We start from the raw sequence: 15,044 nt of genomic DNA, 5'->3' as shown, positions 1-15,044 counted from the left end.
GGTGGGGCGCCGGCGTTTTTGGCGTGCTCGACGGCCGGCGGACCGTGGTGCGGACCGCCGTGGCAGTCGCCGGTTCTCACTGCCTCCCACCGGTCCCAGCGCGAAGGTGAGCTTCCGGACACGGCACGGCAACACCGCTGACGAAACCGACACGGCGACGAAACGACTGCCTCGATTCTGCGAAACCTGGGATTTCTAGGGTGGATCGCATGGATACGACCATGGATGGCAGCGTGTATACACCGGTGGATGCCCCGTTTCGCGGGGTGACCTCGGGTTCCTCCGTCTACCTTCACCTCCGGGAGGACATCCGGTCCGGCCTGATCGCCCCGTGGGAGAAGCTGACGGAGAACGGTCTGAGCCAACGCTTCGGTGTCTCCAGGACACCCGTCCGTGAGGCCGTGACCCGACTGACGGCCGAGCAGGTCCTCGAGCGGCGGAGTGACGGTCTGTCCCTCTCCATGCCGGACCTCAGGACCGTTGAAGGGCTCTACGAACTACGCATGACCCTGGAGATGCGCGGACTTTCTCGCAGCATCGAGGGACTGACGGGTGACCGGGACACCACTGAACTGCTGCCCCTGCGCGAAGAATGGTCCGCATTGCGGGCCGGTCACCATCCCGATGCCGTCCGGCTGGCCGCGCTCGACGAGAGATTCCACCTGACGTTGTTGCGCAACGCGGGAGAACCCGTCCTGGCCGAGTCACTGCAGACGGTCTGCGACAGGATCCGCGGCATCCGCGTCTTCGGCTACCTCACCGCAGAACGCACGGACGAGGCCGCACAGCAGCACCTCCGCATCCTGGACTCCGTGCTGGACGGGGACCATGCCGGGGCCATGCAGGAACTGCGCGCCCACATCGAACAGTCTCGCCAGGCCGCCGTGAAGCGAGCCGCCGAGACGTTCGCCGCCTTCCAACTCGCCCGCGACTACCAGTCCGCGGGCGCCGGCCGGCTGCCTCCGGTCCGCTGACAATTCCCCTCCACCCCCTCAGATAGGACAACCACCGTGCTCCATCACCGCCTCCTCGCCGCCACCGGAATCACCGCGATCGCGGCCCTGACCCTGACCGCATGCACTGGCGAGCCGACCTCAGACGCCGCTGCCGCAGAGGACGGCTCCACCGTGGTCACCGTGGCCACGCAACGCCAGCCGCACCTCTACGCCGCATATCTCTATGAGCAATTCGGAGACGCGGAGGGCATCACCTTCGAGGTGGTGCCCATGGCCAACTCCACGGACGAACTCAATGCCCTGGCCACGGGGGACGTCGATTTCGCCCTCATGGGTGTCCCCACCGTGATTTCGGGGGTCTCCCAGGGGCAGGACGTCAAACTGGTGGCCAGCGGTGCCGATGGCGGCAGCGGACTGATCGGCGCTGCCGGGATGGCCTCGGTGGAGGACCTGAGGGGGGCGAGGATCGCCCACGTCCCCGGGTCCTCGCAGGAGATCGCCTTGCGGCTGACACTGGAGGCGGCCGGGATCGATCCCGACTCCGAGGTCGAACTGGTCTCACTGGGCTACGCGGACATGTCCGACGCCCTCGCCCGCGGCGATATCGATGCCTACGCCGGAGCCGAGGTGAATGCCTCGATCTCTCTGCTGGACGGTTCCGCCCGGGTCGCGTCCATCTACGAGACCGAGATCGGGAAGGTCAACATCGGCTTGGCCGTGGCCGGCTCCCTGGCGGAAGAGGACCCGGAGCTAGTGCAGACGGTGGTGGACATCCATGAGCAGGCCACCGAGGCGCTCCGGGAGGACGAGGACGCCTGGATCGCGGGCGTGCAGGAGCAGTTCTCCTTCGACCAGGCCGTCCTCGAGCAGGCCGCACAGAACATCTGGCTGCGCTCTGACCTCAGCACCGACTACGTCAGCCAGGTCGAGGCTCTCGGGGAGCAGATGGTCTCCTTGGGGGCCATCGACGAGGCCCCGGCCATCGATGACGTGCTGACCACGGAGTTCGTCTCCGGCGAGTAGCCGGCACCGGCACACCTGGCCAGCAACAGCTCTCGACCGACCCCTAGGGAGAACAGACATGACGACAGACGTGGCCACCACGCCCAGACCCGGCACTCAGGACCCGGCCCCGCCGGCCGAACTCGGCGCGCAGGTCAGCAGCCTGCCCGGACGGCGGCCCGGAGCGAGGCGCGCCAGGCGGCGTCCCGGTCTGCTGCTCGCATGGCCCGTGCCCCTAGTCGTCCTGGGGCTTTGGACCCTGGGCGTCGAGGCAGGATGGGTCCTGCCGTTCGATATCCGACTCGAGCAGCTGCCCCGACCAGCCGATGTCGCCGTGCGCCTGGGGGATCTCGCCGTGGGCGGGATCATCAACGACCCCTTCTCCGGGCAACTCTGGGCCAACGCCTGGGCCAGCCTGGTGCGGGCGGTCTCCGGATTCGCCCTGGCGGCCGCCGTCGCCATTCCCCTCGGCCTGCTCATGGGACGGTCCCGTCTCCTGACCGCGCTCCTGGAGCCGACCATCAATGTGGTGAGGCCCATCCCCGTGACGGCCTGGGCGCCGCTGACGCTGCTGATGATCGGGATCGGAGACCGCTCGGCGATCTTCCTGGTCTTCCTCGCCGCCTTCTTCCCCATCCTGATGAACACCGTCACGGCCGTCATGCAGGTGCCCGAACGGTTGAACGAGGCCGCTGCCATGCTCGGCACTCCGTCATGGCAGCGCCTCTACAAGGTCGTGCTGCCGGCCGCCATGCCGGGGATCGTCTCCGGCCTGAGGGTGGCCATGGGCCTGGCGTGGGCACTGCTGGTGGTCGGCGAGATGACCGGAATCACCGTGGGCCTGGGAGCCATGATCTCGGAAGCCCGTGTGGTGGCCAAGACAGACCTCATCGTCGCCGGCATGGTCATCATCGGCCTGCTCGGCTTCCTCACCGACCGGGCCCTGGTCCTCGCCGTGAAGGCAGTGTTCCGGGGCCGTCCCATCCTCCAAGACACCAAGGCAGGTTCCTGAGATGACGACCACCCTGACTGTTCAGTCCAGCACCGCGGCGTCCGGCGGGCCCTCGCCGGAACCTGCATCCGAGGGAGGGGCTTGGCGTGGAGCCATCGAGATCAGTGACCTCGGCAAGAGCTACGACCACCAGCGCTACGCCATGCGCGGGGTGGATCTGAAGGTCGCGCCCGGCGAACTGATCGCCATCGTGGGTGCCAGTGGCTGTGGCAAGAGCACAGTACTGCGGATGGTCGCCGGATTCGAGGACATCACCGAGGGATCCATTCACGTGGACGAGGTGCCCGTCACCGCGCCCAGTCCGGAGCATGCCGTGGTCTTCCAGGACTATGGGCTGTTCCCGTGGCTCACCGTGGCCGAGAACGTGGCCTTCGGCCTCAAGCAGCGGCGCCTGCCCAGAACGGAGATCCGCCAGCGGACGGCGGAATACCTTGACCTGGTGGGCCTGGGCCGGATGGGCTCCTCCTACCCGCATCAGCTCTCCGGAGGCATGCAGCAACGTGTGGCCATCGCTCGCGTCCTGGCGAATCGGCCCCGGGTGCTCCTCATGGATGAACCCTTCGGCGCCCTGGACGCCCTGACTCGCGAGCAGCTGCAGAACGAGCTCGTCGGGATCCGCCAGCGAGTGGGAACCACGATCCTGTTCATCACCCACAGCATCCAGGAGGCGGTCTACCTTGCCGACCGGGTGGTCGTCATGGCCGGTGGTCTCGCTCATGGCAGTCCGGGTCACATCCGGGACATCGTCCCGATCCGGCTCGGTCCGGAACGGGACGTCACCGGAGCCGCATTCAACCAGCTGGAGCGGGACATCTCCGCCTTGGTGCACGAGACGACCGTGGCATGAACCCGGCCGCACGAACGATCACGCCACCGGCGGACGGGCGGCTGGGATTGGGGCTGTTGCTAGCCCTCACCTTCTCCACGGGCATCGTGGATGCCGTCGGGATCATCGGGCTCGACGGGGTCTTCACGGGCAACATGACCGGCAACGTGGTGCTGATCGGCATTTCCCTGGTGTCACAGACCGCCCAGCCCACACTGGGCCTCGGGGTTGCCCTGGCGGGCTTCGTCCTGGGGGCGGTGGCCGGAGGGCGAGTGCTCCGCCGGGCCGCCAGGGGATGGAGCGCGCCGGTCTGCTGGATTCTCGGAACCACAGCGGTCCTCCTGACGGCCTGTGCCGGGAGCCTGCTGGCGGTTCGGGAGCCGGGGATCGAACTGGTCACCGCCATCACCGGCGTCCTGGCGATGGCGATGGGCCTCCAGGCCGCCGCGGCCCGGCACGTCGGGGTCAAGGACCTGTCCACGGTGGTGGTGACGTCCACCCTGACGGGGCTGGCCGCCGATTCCCGGCTGGGTCGGCAGGACGGTCAGCTGTGGTTCCGGCGGGTGACCGCCATCGGGATGATCGGACTCGGGGCCCTCGTCGGTGCCGGGCTGACCATCCTGCACCTCGCCGCCGGGATCGGCCTGTCCCTCGTGGTGACCATCACCGTGGTATGGGTCGCCGCCCTCCGCCTGATTCCGCGGCCGGGGGACGGCCCTGCGTCGATGACCGAAGCCGGTGCCTCCACGGCGTCCGCCGAGTTCCCCGAGGGGGAGGCCGCCCAGACTGCGGAAACCCTCGCCCTGCCCGTCCCGGAAGGAATCCGATGACCCTCATGCACACCTCTGCCAGTCCGGACAGGGTGGCGATCCCCGCACGGGCGCTCCAGCCCGGCTCCGGGCCGATCACGGCGCGGGAGTACCTGCCCGCCACGGCCGGCAACGTCCTCTGGGGACGGCTGCCCTGCGAGTTCGACCAGCCGGTGTTGACCGTGGATCCAGGTACGGAGGTGACGGTGGACACGATCAGCCATGAGGGAGTCCTGGAGGACCAGGGCCGTGACCCAGTGCGGTTCTTCGCCCGTCACGGTGTCGACCCCGACCTCGTGCTCACGGACGGCGTCGCCCTGGCCGGCGCGGACAGATCCCGTGACCCCGCTGTGGACGGGCCCCACGTGGTCACTGGTCCGATCCGCGTTCGCGGTGCCGAACCCGGGGACCTGTTGTCCATCACCGTGCTGGAGACCCTTCCCCGGGTTCCCTACGGCGTCATCTCCAGCCGGCACGGACGTGGTGCCCTCGCCGGGGAGTACCCCCTGGGCCAGGAATCCGTCTCGGTCTTCGCCGAGGCTGTGGCCGATGAGACGGGCAGGGCATTCGGCGCCATTCCACTTGGTTCGCACACCGCCCAGCAGGCCCGGTTTCCACTGCACCCGTTCCTGGGCACGATGGGTGTGGCGGTGCGGGGAGGCGTCCGTCCCCACTCGGTGCCTCCGGGGCGGCATGGGGGAAACCTGGATATCAACCTGCTCACGGCTGGGTCCACACTCCATCTGCCGGTCCAGGTTTCTGGCGCCCTGGCCTACCTGGGCGACCCGCACTTCGCCCAGGGGGACGGCGAGGTCGCACTGACCGCCATGGAGGCATCACTGCGGGTCACGGTCCGCTTCGACGTGGTCGCCCAAGGAGAAGCGGTGGAACAGTTCGGGGCGTTGGTGAACCCGATCGCCGAAACCACCGAATTCCTCGTCCCCACGGGGCTCGATGAGGACCTGGACGCAGCCGTCCGTGACTGCGTCCGCTCGGCCATCACCCTCCTCCAGGCTCGCTACGGCATGGAGCCACATCTCGCCTATGCCTATCTCTCGGCGGCCACAGACTTCAACGTGTCCCAGGTGGTGGACGTGGTCAAGGGCGTCCATGCCCGGATTCGACGCAGTGACTTTCCCCAGAACAGGAGGCCTCGATGACCGGGGGCGGACTGGCGGCGGCACCCATGGCACTGGTGGACCGCTTCTGGCAGTACGAGGAGGCGCTCATGGCCGATGACCTCGAATCCCTGGACGCCCTCTTCGCGGACGACGAGACCACCCTTCGTGCCGACAGCACGGGGCTGATGGTGGGCGCGGATCGGATCAGGCAATTCCGCCGCGGGCGAGGGGGAGCAGACGCCCGCCGGATCGTGGGTGTGCAGACGAGGCGGATCTCGGACGACTGTTGGCTGACGGTGGGCGAGAGCATCACCGCATCCGGTGGACGTGGAGTGCAGACCCAGCTGTGGACCCGGGACGCTGAACGCGGCTGGCAGATCACGGCCGCCCATGTCACCGGGCCGGTGATGGCGATCGACAGGTCGGTGTGGAGGGTACTCGGGACGCCGTTGGCGGCGCCACACTCCGAGGGCCCCCTGGACGGACGGACCGTGGCCGTCAAGGACCTGTTCGCGGTCGAGGGACACCGGATCGGTGCCGGAGTGCCGGGGTATCTCGAGACGGCCGGCGTCGAGCTCAAGCATGCCGCCGCCGTCGCCTCCCTGCTGGACCATGGCGCGTCTGTGCTCGGTATTGCCCAGACGGACCAGTTCGCCTATTCCATCGCCGGCCGCAACGCCCACTACGGCACCCCACCGAACCCGGCGTGCAGGGGGGCCATCTCCGGCGGATCCTCCAGCGGCCCGGCCTCTGCCGTGGCTCTGGGTCAAGCCGACATCGGATTGGCCAGCGATACAGCGGGATCGATCAGGGTTCCCGCCTCCTACCAGGGGCTGTGGGGATTGCGCACCACGCATGGCGCTGTGCCCATGGCAGGCACCCTGCCACTGGCCCCGAGCTTCGACACCGTCGGATGGCTGACGCGAGATGGCGCCACCCTGCGGGATGCCGCTGCCGTCTCCCTGCCCGGCCGGGGGAGGCGATCCATCGGGACCGCTGCGGCCGAACTGGTGATCGATCGCGATCTGGTGGAGCAGGCCGAGGACGCCGTGGTCGCGGCCTTCGACCTGGCCGTGTCCCGACTCGAACGCCCCGTGACGGTCATCTCCCTCGAGGGCGGCGCGGCGTCCGAAGCCTTCCCAGGTTCGTACTACGACGCCTTCCGACTGGTCCAGGCCGCGGAGGCATGGGAGAGTCACGGCCGGTGGATCACCGAACACCCGGGACTGGTCACGGGAGACGTCGCCGACCGTTTCGCGGATGCCCAACGCGTCGATGCGGAGCAGCAGGAGGCCGCCCGCCGCACCCTGCACGCGGCACGTGCACGGTGGGAGGAGGTGCTGGGCGGGCGTGTCCTCCTGCTGCCATCGGCTGCGTCAGCGGCACCGCCCGTGGACGCGCCGGACGCCATGATCCAGAGGGTGCGCACCGCCACCCTGACCATGACCTGCGTGGCCGGCATCCTGGCGCGGCCGGCCCTGTCCGTGCCGGCCCTGGAGACGGACGAGGGACCGGTCGGGTTGTGTCTTGTCGGCCCACAGGACACGGATCTGGCGCTGGTGGACCTGGGTGAAGAGATCCACCGGGAATGCGGCGTCGGTTCCACCGGCGGACGCTGTCCCTAACCGGCAGCCGGTCCGGCCATCTGCGATCCGATCATCCGGCCGCCGCTGTTGAACTGCAGGGCGCACTGGACCTGGCGGTCACCCTCGGACCAGGATCCCTCGGACGGCGTGTACATGGTGTAACCCAGATCCGACTGTGCCGGTTCCGTGCCGGTGAAGGTGATGAACTGCTCGTGGCACCCTTGGTCGGCCTGCTGGTGGACCACTGCGTCGCCCGGCCAGGCCGGGTCATCCAGCTGGAACAGGGCGTACATCTCCAGGTCGTGGGACACCTCGCAGGGCACCACTGCGACCTCATACAGCCCCTCGGCGGCGGGCCGGTCGAAGCACTGGCCGGGGGAGAGCTGGAAGATGCTCGTGGCCTCCGCTGTGACGGCCGGCGAGGGGGGCGAGGCTCCCACCACCTCCTCGGCGCCTCCCGGACCGCCGCACCCGGTGAGCAGTACCGAGAGGACGGCACCTGAGGCGAGGATGCGCCGTCGAATCAGCGGGACCGCAGGGGTCGATGTGACGTCCGACATCCGGCGATCCTCTTCTGTTGAACGGATTGTTGCACGGCAAGCCTATTGCCTGGTCCGGACAGGGAGGACCCGGCACCGGCGCTCGCAGCGGACGGGTTGCCGAACGACGCCACCCGATCCTTGCGGGCGGAGTGCTCAGGCCGGAAGCTGGTCCCCAGCATCCCGCTGAAAGCGGCTCCTCCGAGCCCCGGGCACCTCGGAGTGGCCTCAATGAATCGTGCCCTATTGGCCGCGGGCCTGGTCGACCGCATCCAGCTCACGATCTTCCCGGTGATCACGGGCGTGACCGGGACCGCGCCCCTCTTCCGCGGTGCGGGCGACTTCGACCTGGAGCTGTTGGAGAGCCACACCTTCGACAGACGGACCCAGGTGCTGGTCTACCGCCCCACCGTGCACGCCCCGTCCTGACGGGTCGGCGCGGACCTGTCAGGACGGGGCGAGGAGGCTCAGTGCTTCGCCTGGTAGTCCTTGATCCACTCGGCGGTCGTCTTCGTTCCGCCGAAGGTGTAGAAGTGCAGCTTGACGTCGCCCTCCGCCGGGGTCAGGCCGGCGTCGAGGTCCTGGATCATCTTGTCCGGCCCGGCGGTGCCGAGCAGGTTGGTGATGGAGAAGCCGTACTTCTTGGCGATGCCCGCGGAGGTGGCGACGCCGAAGCGGGAGGCGTAGGTCAGCAGGCGCTTGATGCCGGCCGGGCCGGGGACGCCGATGCGGATCGGCAGGTCGATGCCGCGGCGGCGGACCTCCTTGATCCAGGCGAACACCGGGTCCACGTCGAAGCCGAACTGGGTGAGGATGGTGCCGTTGAGGCCCTGCTCCTGCAGGGAGGCGTACTTGCTCTCGAGGGCATCCCAGAGCTGGGCATCCGAGATGTCCGGGTGACCCTCGGGGTAGCCGGCGATCGAGATGTCCGTGAAGCCATGCTCCTTGAGCAGGCCGGAGGTGATCAGGTCCACCGAGGCACCGTAGGGACCCATCGGCTCCGAGGGGTCGCCGCCGACGGCGAAGGCATGGGTGGCACCGACCTGGTCACGCAGCGCGGTGAGGAACTCCACCAGCTCGGACTCGGACGTCAGTCGACGGGCCGAGATGTGCGGAACGGGGACGTAGCCCAACTCCTTGGCGGCGGACGAGGCCTTGACGCGCATGCCGAGGTCCTCGTTGCCCAGGAACGTGACGTTGATGCGGGTGCCGGCCGGGATCAGCGGGGCGGCCTCGCGCAGCGCATCGATGTCCTTGTCCTTGCCGGTCATCTCGAGGGAGGGGTCGGTGATGACGGACGGGCGGCCGGAGGCGGTGGGGGTGGGGTTCGGGGAGCTCATGCGGATCCTTCGGATGTTCGGGGGCCGTGGCCCGTGCGGTCCGGTGGCTCCGGGAGGACGGGCCCGACGTCGGCCGGGCTGGCTTGGTGCCGCGTGACCGGTTCCGCTGTGGTCCCGGTCACGCTGACGTCACGAGTTTATAATAACTATCTCCATAGGTATAGGGGTGTGTCGCGACGACTCGGGTCTCCAGCCGTTACGACCTCCAGCCGTGGGCCGCTCCCGGAGCCCACCACCGTCGCCGCAGGGACACCAGTCGGAACGCGAACACCGCCAGCATGACCAGCGCCGCGGTCAGCCAGGTGAACACCCCCAGGACCCACAGCAGTGAGCTCAACCCGGAGCCGAACAGGGCGGGCACGGCATAGAGGCCCTGCGGATTGAAGATCTCGGGGACCTCGTTGGCCACCACATCCCGCAGCAGTCCGCCGACCACCGCCGTGCTGACCCCGAGCAGGATCGCCATGACGGGCGTGATGCCGGCCGCCAGGGCCGTTTGGGTGCCGGTGACGCAGAACAGGGCCAGGCCGGCGGCATCGAAGACCAGCAGCGTACGGCGCAGTCGGCCCTGGGTGATGAGTCGGAAGTACACGAGTGCCGCGGCCACAGCCGGCGGGATCAGGTACAGCGGGTTGGCGAAGGCGTTGGGGACCCCCTCGTCGATGATGATGTCCCGCACCACGCCGCCGCCGAGCCCGGCCAGGAAGGCCAGGAACACCGAGCCGATGATGTCGAACTGCCGCCGGGCGGCCAGCAGGCTGCCGGAGACGGCGAAGAAGAACACGCCGCACAGGTCCAGGACCAACAGCAGTGTCTCGAGATAGGCCGGAGCCTCGAAGGCCTCGATCATGCCCGTCCCTCCTCTGACGTCGCTGAGGTGCCGCGGGCGGGGTGCTGTCACTCGGGCCGTCGGAGACCATAGTGAGGGACCCGGCGTGCAGGCCGCCCGGGGCCCCGTGGACCTTCAGGATAGGCGCATCCATCAAGGCCGTACTACTTACGGATCCGGCGCAGGGCCACGATGAGCAGGCAGACCGCGGCCGCAGCGGACAGCACCGTGGTGCCGGTCACCAGCAGGAGGACCACGGCGGCGAGTCCGGCCAGGACGGCTTGCGCCGCGCGGGCACCAGAGGCTGTGGGCGGCGGCATCCGGCGTTGCTCGCCGGCTGCCAGGGCCCACGCTGCCGCGGTGGTGAGAACGGCGGCGACGCCCAGCCACAGCGGGCGGGTGAGCCACCATGCGGCGCTGGAGGGTTCGGGCAGCGTCACGCCGGTGCCCATCGCCACCCATGCCGTGGCGCCGGCCATGGTCAGCAGCACGGGCATGTGCCAGAGGTAGATGGTCATGGTGCGCGGCGTGACGAAATCCGTGACCGCAGCGATGCGGGGGTGGGCGCTGAGGCGCGTCAGGGTGGGGCGGACGAGGGAGAGCAGGGCGGTCTGCGCCACACCGACCAGGAGGAGGGCCGGCGTCGGTGGATTCAGGTTCTCGATGAGGTCCGGCGAAAAGGTCCCGGTGATGAAGAACCCGGCCAGCAGCGTGATGGCGCCCAGGCCGGTCATGACCAGGGTGCGGCGGTTCAGGGCGTCCAGGCGCCCGTCGGCCAGGAAGAACCCCAGCTGCTGCAGGGTGAGCCAGACGAAGGCGAGGTTGAGGAACCCGGTCCCCTCCAGGCCGGTGGCCGTGCGCAGTACCTCGACAGCCACTGCGGCTGCGGCGAGCCCGAGGATGCTGCGGAGCGGTGCGCGGTCGTGGACGGCGATCAGGGCGGGCAACAGTGCTTGGCAGACCAGGAAGACGCCCAGGAACCAGAGCGGTTGGCCATACCGGAATCCCGCTGTCAGCACCAGGTCGGCGGGGACGCCTCCGGCAGCCAGAATTGCCAGGCCGAGCCCGGCCGCGCCGACCGAGAGCACTGCCGGCAGGAGGAGCCGGTGCACGCGCCCTGCGAGGAAGTCCACGGGGGTGCCGCCCCGGTGCCGGAGGCGGCGATAGGCGATTGAACCGGCGAATCCGCCGACCACGAAGAACAAGGGCATGACCTGAACTGCCCAGCTCAGAGGCGCGAACCACGCCGCGCCCTCGGCGGTGTTGACGAATTCGGGTCCGGCGCCGCTTACCGTGACACCGGCCATCAGTGCGTGCAGCAGCACCACCACCAGCACGCACCATGCGCGCACCAGGTCGATGCCGGTATCGCGACCGGTCGCCGGGCTCGCCTCGGCAGTGTGTCCGAACTGCCGGGGCGGCTGTGCCGGACCGTTGATCAAGGTGAGGCTGTTGTTGAGGTTCACCCTGTGAAGGTATGGATGCGGCTTCACCGGCCACATCACCCACAGGTATCGACTGGCCCCCTACCGGGGAGGGGCCGGAGACCGGACCACTGACACCCCAGGGCCTGGTCTGCCCGGGGCCGGTGCGGTACCGGGTGAGGTCCGCGCCGGCGCCCGGTCAGATCCCGCGGGCCAACTCCTCGGCCAGGCCGATGTAGGAGGCGGGGGTGAGGTCGATGAGGCGAGCCTCGGCGTCGGGCTCCAGGCCCAGGCCCTGTACGAACTCGCGCATTCGCTCCCCGTCCACGCGGCGGCCCCGGGTGAGCTCCTTGAGCCGCTCGTAGGGGTTGTCCATCCCCTCCGCGCCGGCGATCGCCTGCGCGCGCATGACCGTCTGCACGGCCTCGCCGAGGACCTCCCAGTTATGGTCCAGGTCCTCGGCCAGCACGGCGTCGGCGACCTTGAGCTGGCCCATGCCCTTGGTGACGTTGGACAGTGCGAGCACCGAGTGTCCCAGGGCGTTGCCGATGTTGCGCTGGGACGTCGAGTCCGTCAGGTCGCGCTGCCAGCGGGACTCCACGAGCGTGGCGCCGAGCGAGTCCAACAGGGCGTTGGACAGCTCGAGATTGGACTCGGCGTTCTCGAAGCGGATCGGGTTGACCTTGTGCGGCATGGTTGAGGAACCCGTGGCACCGGCCACCGGGATCTGCGCGAAGTAGCCGATGGAGATGTAGCTCCACACGTCCACGCAGAAGCCGTGCAGGATGCGGTTGAAGCGCGCGATGTCCGCGTACAGCTCAGCCTGCCAGTCGTGCGACTCGATCTGCGTGGTCAGCGGGTTCCAGGTCAGGCCGAGGTGCTCCACGAAGGTGCGGGCCACCTCGGGCCAGTGGGCGTCCGGGACGGCGGTCAGGTGAGCGGCGTATGTGCCGGTGGCGCCGTTGATCTTGCCCAGGTACTCCTGCTGCTCGATGCGCCTCAGCTGACGCTCCAGGCGGTGCACGAACACCGCCATCTCCTTGCCCAGCGTGGTCGGTGTGGCCGGCTGCCCGTGGGTGCGGGAGAGCATCGGCGTGCCGGCCGCGGTCTCGGTCATCTGGCGGAGGGTTCCGACGGCGGCCCGCGCGGCTGGCAGCCAGACGTCGCGGATCGCGTCCCGCACGCCGACGGCGTAGGAGAGGTTGTTGATGTCCTCGGAGGTGCAGGCGAAGTGCACCAGCGGGGTGAGGTGTTCCAGTTTCAGGTCCGGCAGCCGACGGCCGATGTAGTACTCCACGGCCTTGACATCGTGCACCGTCTCCTTCTCGATGGCCGCCAGCTCGGCGACTCCGTCCTGATCGAAGCCGGTGACGATGGCCCGCAGCCCGGACTCCTGCGCGGACGTGAGCGGCGCCAGGCCCGGCAGGACCTCGTGGCGCGCGAGGTGGATGAACCACTCGACCTCCACGTGTAGGCGGTTGCGGTTCAGAGCGGCCTCGGAGAGGTGCTCGGTCAGCGGAGCCACCGCCGAGCGGTAGCGGCCGTCCAAGGGACCCAGCGGGATGCCGGCGTCGGCCAGGGAACTGCGCCCGCTGGCGACGAAGCCAAAGGACGGCTCCGTGGCCGAGGGACTCTGGGCTGAAGCGGGCTGGGCAGAGGAGGCGGACTGCGGCGCGGAAGACTCAGGCATGGGGCCATTCTGTCATTGCCATGTCATATACATGACTAGACGTCATCTTGGGAGCCTGCGGACAGTACGCCGGGTTTCGTGCCAGGCCACACGCGTTAGTTGGGCGATCTGACGCCCAAATGGACGTGTTGTCGGCTACAGATTCCCCAACTGATGTTGGTACCTGGGGCTGGGCAGTGCGTGCCGCGCCTCCGGGGTCAGGGGCGTGCGCGGATCGTCAGCCCTCGTGCACGGAGCGTCAATCACACCGTGGCGGCAGTGACCTACGGTGACGGCTATCGCCCTGCCTGATCTGGCCTGATGCCGAATGGAGTCCACCCATGCCCGAGAGCACGACCGCACCAGCCATCACCGACTTCCTGGTGATCGGGGCCGGCTCAGCCGGCTGCGTCCTCGCCCGCCGCCTGCTCGATGCCGGGCACTCCGTCACGCTGGTGGAGGCTGGGGAGCATGACATCAATCCGGACATCGACGACGTCTCGCGGCTGGGGTTCCTCTGGGGATCAGCGGTGGACTGGAATTACTTCACGGAGCCGCAGGCCGAACTTAACGGCCGCCGCGTGCATCTGCCCCGTGGCAAGGTGCTGGGCGGATCCCACGCCCTCAACGCCACCATCTGGGTCCGCGGAGACCGGCAGGACTTCGATTCCTGGGCTGAGGGCGGATGCACCGGTTGGGCCTGGGAGGAGGTCCTGCCGTACTTCAAGGCCATCGAGGCCTACCGCGACGGGGACGCGCAGGTCCGCGGCCACGACGGGCCCCTCGACGTCACCACCGAGTATCCCCGGCACCCGATCCAACAGGCCATGTACGACGCGACGGTCCAGGAGGGAGTGCCGGAGAACTCCGACTACAACGCGGGTTCGGTGGAGGGCGTGGGCTGGATGCAGCTCAACCTCCGGGACGACGTCCGGTTCAACACCTGGCGGGCCTACCTCAAGCCGATCGCCGACCATCCGCGGCTGACCCTGGTCACCGGCGCCCGGGCGCACCGCCTGAGGTTCGACGGCGACGTCGTGACCGGCGTGGAACTGATCCGAGACGGTGAGAGGGCCGTCTACTCCGCGGGTGAAGTCGTCCTCACAGCCGGGGCCATCGGCTCGGCCGAGCTGCTCTTGCGCTCCGGAGTCGGTCCGGCGGCCCACCTGCGCGAGGTGGGCGTGGACGTGGAACTGGACCTGCCCGGCGTCGGGCAGAACCTGCACGACCACCTGCTGGTACCGGTGGTGTGCAGCACCGAGCAGCCTCTGCCCGCACCAGAGGTGGCGGCGGCTCAGGTGCACTACTGGGCGAAGTCCAGCGAGGACCGACCCGGACCGGACACCCAGCCGATCTTCTTCTCCGTGCCGATGTACACGAACACGGCCGGAGAACTCATGGAAGGCCCCGAGGAGGGATTCTCACTGCTTGCCGGCATGGTGCAGCCTGCCTCCCGCGGGTCTCTGACCCTGTCCGGTCCGGGCACCGATGACCCGGTCAGGATCGACCTGGGCGCCTACACCGGCGGTGATGACCTCGAGGCCATGCTCTTCTCGGTGCGCCAGTGCCGGTCGATCGCCAGCCAGCCGGCCCTCGCTGCCTGGGGTGCGGCGGAGATCTTCCCCGGGCCCGGAGTCGGGGACTCCGATGAGGAACTGGTGGAGTACATCCGCAACACGACCACCACGTACCACCACCAGGTCGGCACGTGTGCCATGGGCCTCGGCGAGGACGCGGTGGTGGATCCCGAGACTTTCCGCGTGCACGGACTGCGGGGGATCCGGGTTGCCGACGCCTCGATCATGCCGCAGGTGACGACCGGCAACACCAACGCCCCCGCCGTCCTCATCGGAGAGAAGGCCGCCACGGCGATCACGGGCATCACCCCGTTCTGAGCCCCAGTCCGAACCTCAGCCCTGGGGCCGGGTGGG

Annotated in this window: 14 protein-coding genes; 9 read left to right on the top strand and 5 right to left on the bottom strand. The window is 68.9% G+C overall.

The window, feature by feature from the left end; genetic code table 11:
• Window positions 1-209 precede the first annotated feature (209 nt).
• Genes ABD134_RS07625 through ABD134_RS07595 form a run of 7 tightly spaced genes read left to right on the top strand, consistent with a single transcriptional unit; the run spans window position 210 to window position 7,351 of the window.
• Window positions 210-974: a GntR family transcriptional regulator gene (locus ABD134_RS07625; protein ID WP_344228317.1), complete on the top strand. Its 765-nt coding sequence runs from the start codon at window positions 210-212 to the stop codon at window positions 972-974.
• 36 nt (window positions 975-1,010) lie between these two features.
• Window positions 1,011-1,979, top strand: a complete 969-nt coding sequence (locus ABD134_RS07620) for an ABC transporter substrate-binding protein (RefSeq protein WP_344228315.1) — start codon at window positions 1,011-1,013, stop codon at window positions 1,977-1,979.
• A gap of 58 nt (window positions 1,980-2,037) precedes the next feature.
• Complete coding sequence (locus tag ABD134_RS07615; protein WP_344228313.1) at window positions 2,038-2,970, top strand: ABC transporter permease; 933 nt, start codon at window positions 2,038-2,040, stop codon at window positions 2,968-2,970.
• Between the two features lies 1 nt (window position 2,971).
• Window positions 2,972-3,817 carry an ABC transporter ATP-binding protein gene (locus tag ABD134_RS07610; protein ID WP_344228311.1) on the top strand — a complete coding sequence of 282 codons (846 nt, stop codon included), beginning with the start codon at window positions 2,972-2,974 and terminating at the stop codon, window positions 3,815-3,817.
• On the top strand, window positions 3,814-4,626 hold the full coding sequence (locus tag ABD134_RS07605) for a YoaK family protein (RefSeq protein ID WP_344228309.1): 813 nt from the start codon (window positions 3,814-3,816) through the stop codon (window positions 4,624-4,626). The genes ABD134_RS07610 and ABD134_RS07605 overlap by 4 nt, the downstream gene beginning before the upstream one ends.
• Entirely contained in the window at window positions 4,623-5,765 is a 1,143-nt protein-coding gene (locus ABD134_RS07600) for an acetamidase/formamidase family protein (protein ID WP_344228307.1), read from the top strand. The genes ABD134_RS07605 and ABD134_RS07600 overlap by 4 nt, the downstream gene beginning before the upstream one ends.
• The gene (locus ABD134_RS07595) at window positions 5,762-7,351 is read left to right on the top strand and encodes an AtzH-like domain-containing protein (RefSeq protein ID WP_344228305.1); all 1,590 of its coding nucleotides are present in this window, start codon (window positions 5,762-5,764) and stop codon (window positions 7,349-7,351) included. Before ABD134_RS07600 ends, ABD134_RS07595 begins: the two co-directional genes overlap by 4 nt.
• Here the strand turns inward: ABD134_RS07595 and ABD134_RS07590 are convergent.
• A complete protein-coding gene (locus ABD134_RS07590) occupies window positions 7,348-7,872 on the bottom strand; it encodes a septum formation family protein (protein WP_344228303.1) in 525 nt (174 codons plus the stop codon). The two genes, ABD134_RS07595 and ABD134_RS07590, sit on opposite strands and share 4 nt — an antisense overlap.
• A 210-nt stretch (window positions 7,873-8,082) precedes the next feature.
• On the opposite strand from ABD134_RS07590, the gene ABD134_RS07585 reads away from it, so the two are divergent.
• Window positions 8,083-8,280, top strand: coding sequence for a dihydrofolate reductase family protein (locus ABD134_RS07585; protein ID WP_344228301.1), 198 nt, complete (start codon window positions 8,083-8,085; stop codon window positions 8,278-8,280).
• A 38-nt stretch (window positions 8,281-8,318) separates the two neighbouring features.
• Here ABD134_RS07585 and ABD134_RS07580 read toward each other — a convergent pair whose 3' ends face one another.
• The 4 genes from ABD134_RS07580 to purB form a co-directional block, all read right to left on the bottom strand.
• Window positions 8,319-9,191 carry a methylenetetrahydrofolate reductase gene (locus ABD134_RS07580; protein ID WP_344228299.1) on the bottom strand — a complete coding sequence of 291 codons (873 nt, stop codon included), beginning with the start codon at window positions 9,189-9,191 and terminating at the stop codon, window positions 8,319-8,321.
• Between the two features lie 196 nt (window positions 9,192-9,387).
• Window positions 9,388-10,041: a trimeric intracellular cation channel family protein gene (locus tag ABD134_RS07575; protein ID WP_344228297.1), complete on the bottom strand. Its 654-nt coding sequence runs from the start codon at window positions 10,039-10,041 to the stop codon at window positions 9,388-9,390.
• Between the two features lie 143 nt (window positions 10,042-10,184).
• A complete protein-coding gene (locus tag ABD134_RS07570; protein ID WP_344228295.1) occupies window positions 10,185-11,486 on the bottom strand; it encodes an acyltransferase family protein in 1,302 nt (433 codons plus the stop codon).
• Window positions 11,487-11,643: 157 nt separating this feature from the next.
• Window positions 11,644-13,134, bottom strand: coding sequence for an adenylosuccinate lyase (gene purB, locus ABD134_RS07565; protein ID WP_344228293.1), 1,491 nt, complete (start codon window positions 13,132-13,134; stop codon window positions 11,644-11,646).
• Between the two features lie 320 nt (window positions 13,135-13,454).
• Between purB and ABD134_RS07560 the strand changes: the two genes are divergently transcribed.
• Window positions 13,455-15,008 carry a GMC family oxidoreductase gene (locus ABD134_RS07560; RefSeq protein WP_344228291.1) on the top strand — a complete coding sequence of 518 codons (1,554 nt, stop codon included), beginning with the start codon at window positions 13,455-13,457 and terminating at the stop codon, window positions 15,006-15,008.
• Window positions 15,009-15,044: the final 36 nt, after the last annotated feature.

It is taken from the genome of Citricoccus alkalitolerans, assembly GCF_039528175.1.
Taxonomy (GTDB): Bacteria; Actinomycetota; Actinomycetes; order Actinomycetales; family Micrococcaceae; genus Citricoccus; species Citricoccus alkalitolerans.
The sequence above is the reverse complement of the archived record's forward strand: the minus strand, read 5'-3'. Positions and strand labels throughout refer to the sequence as shown.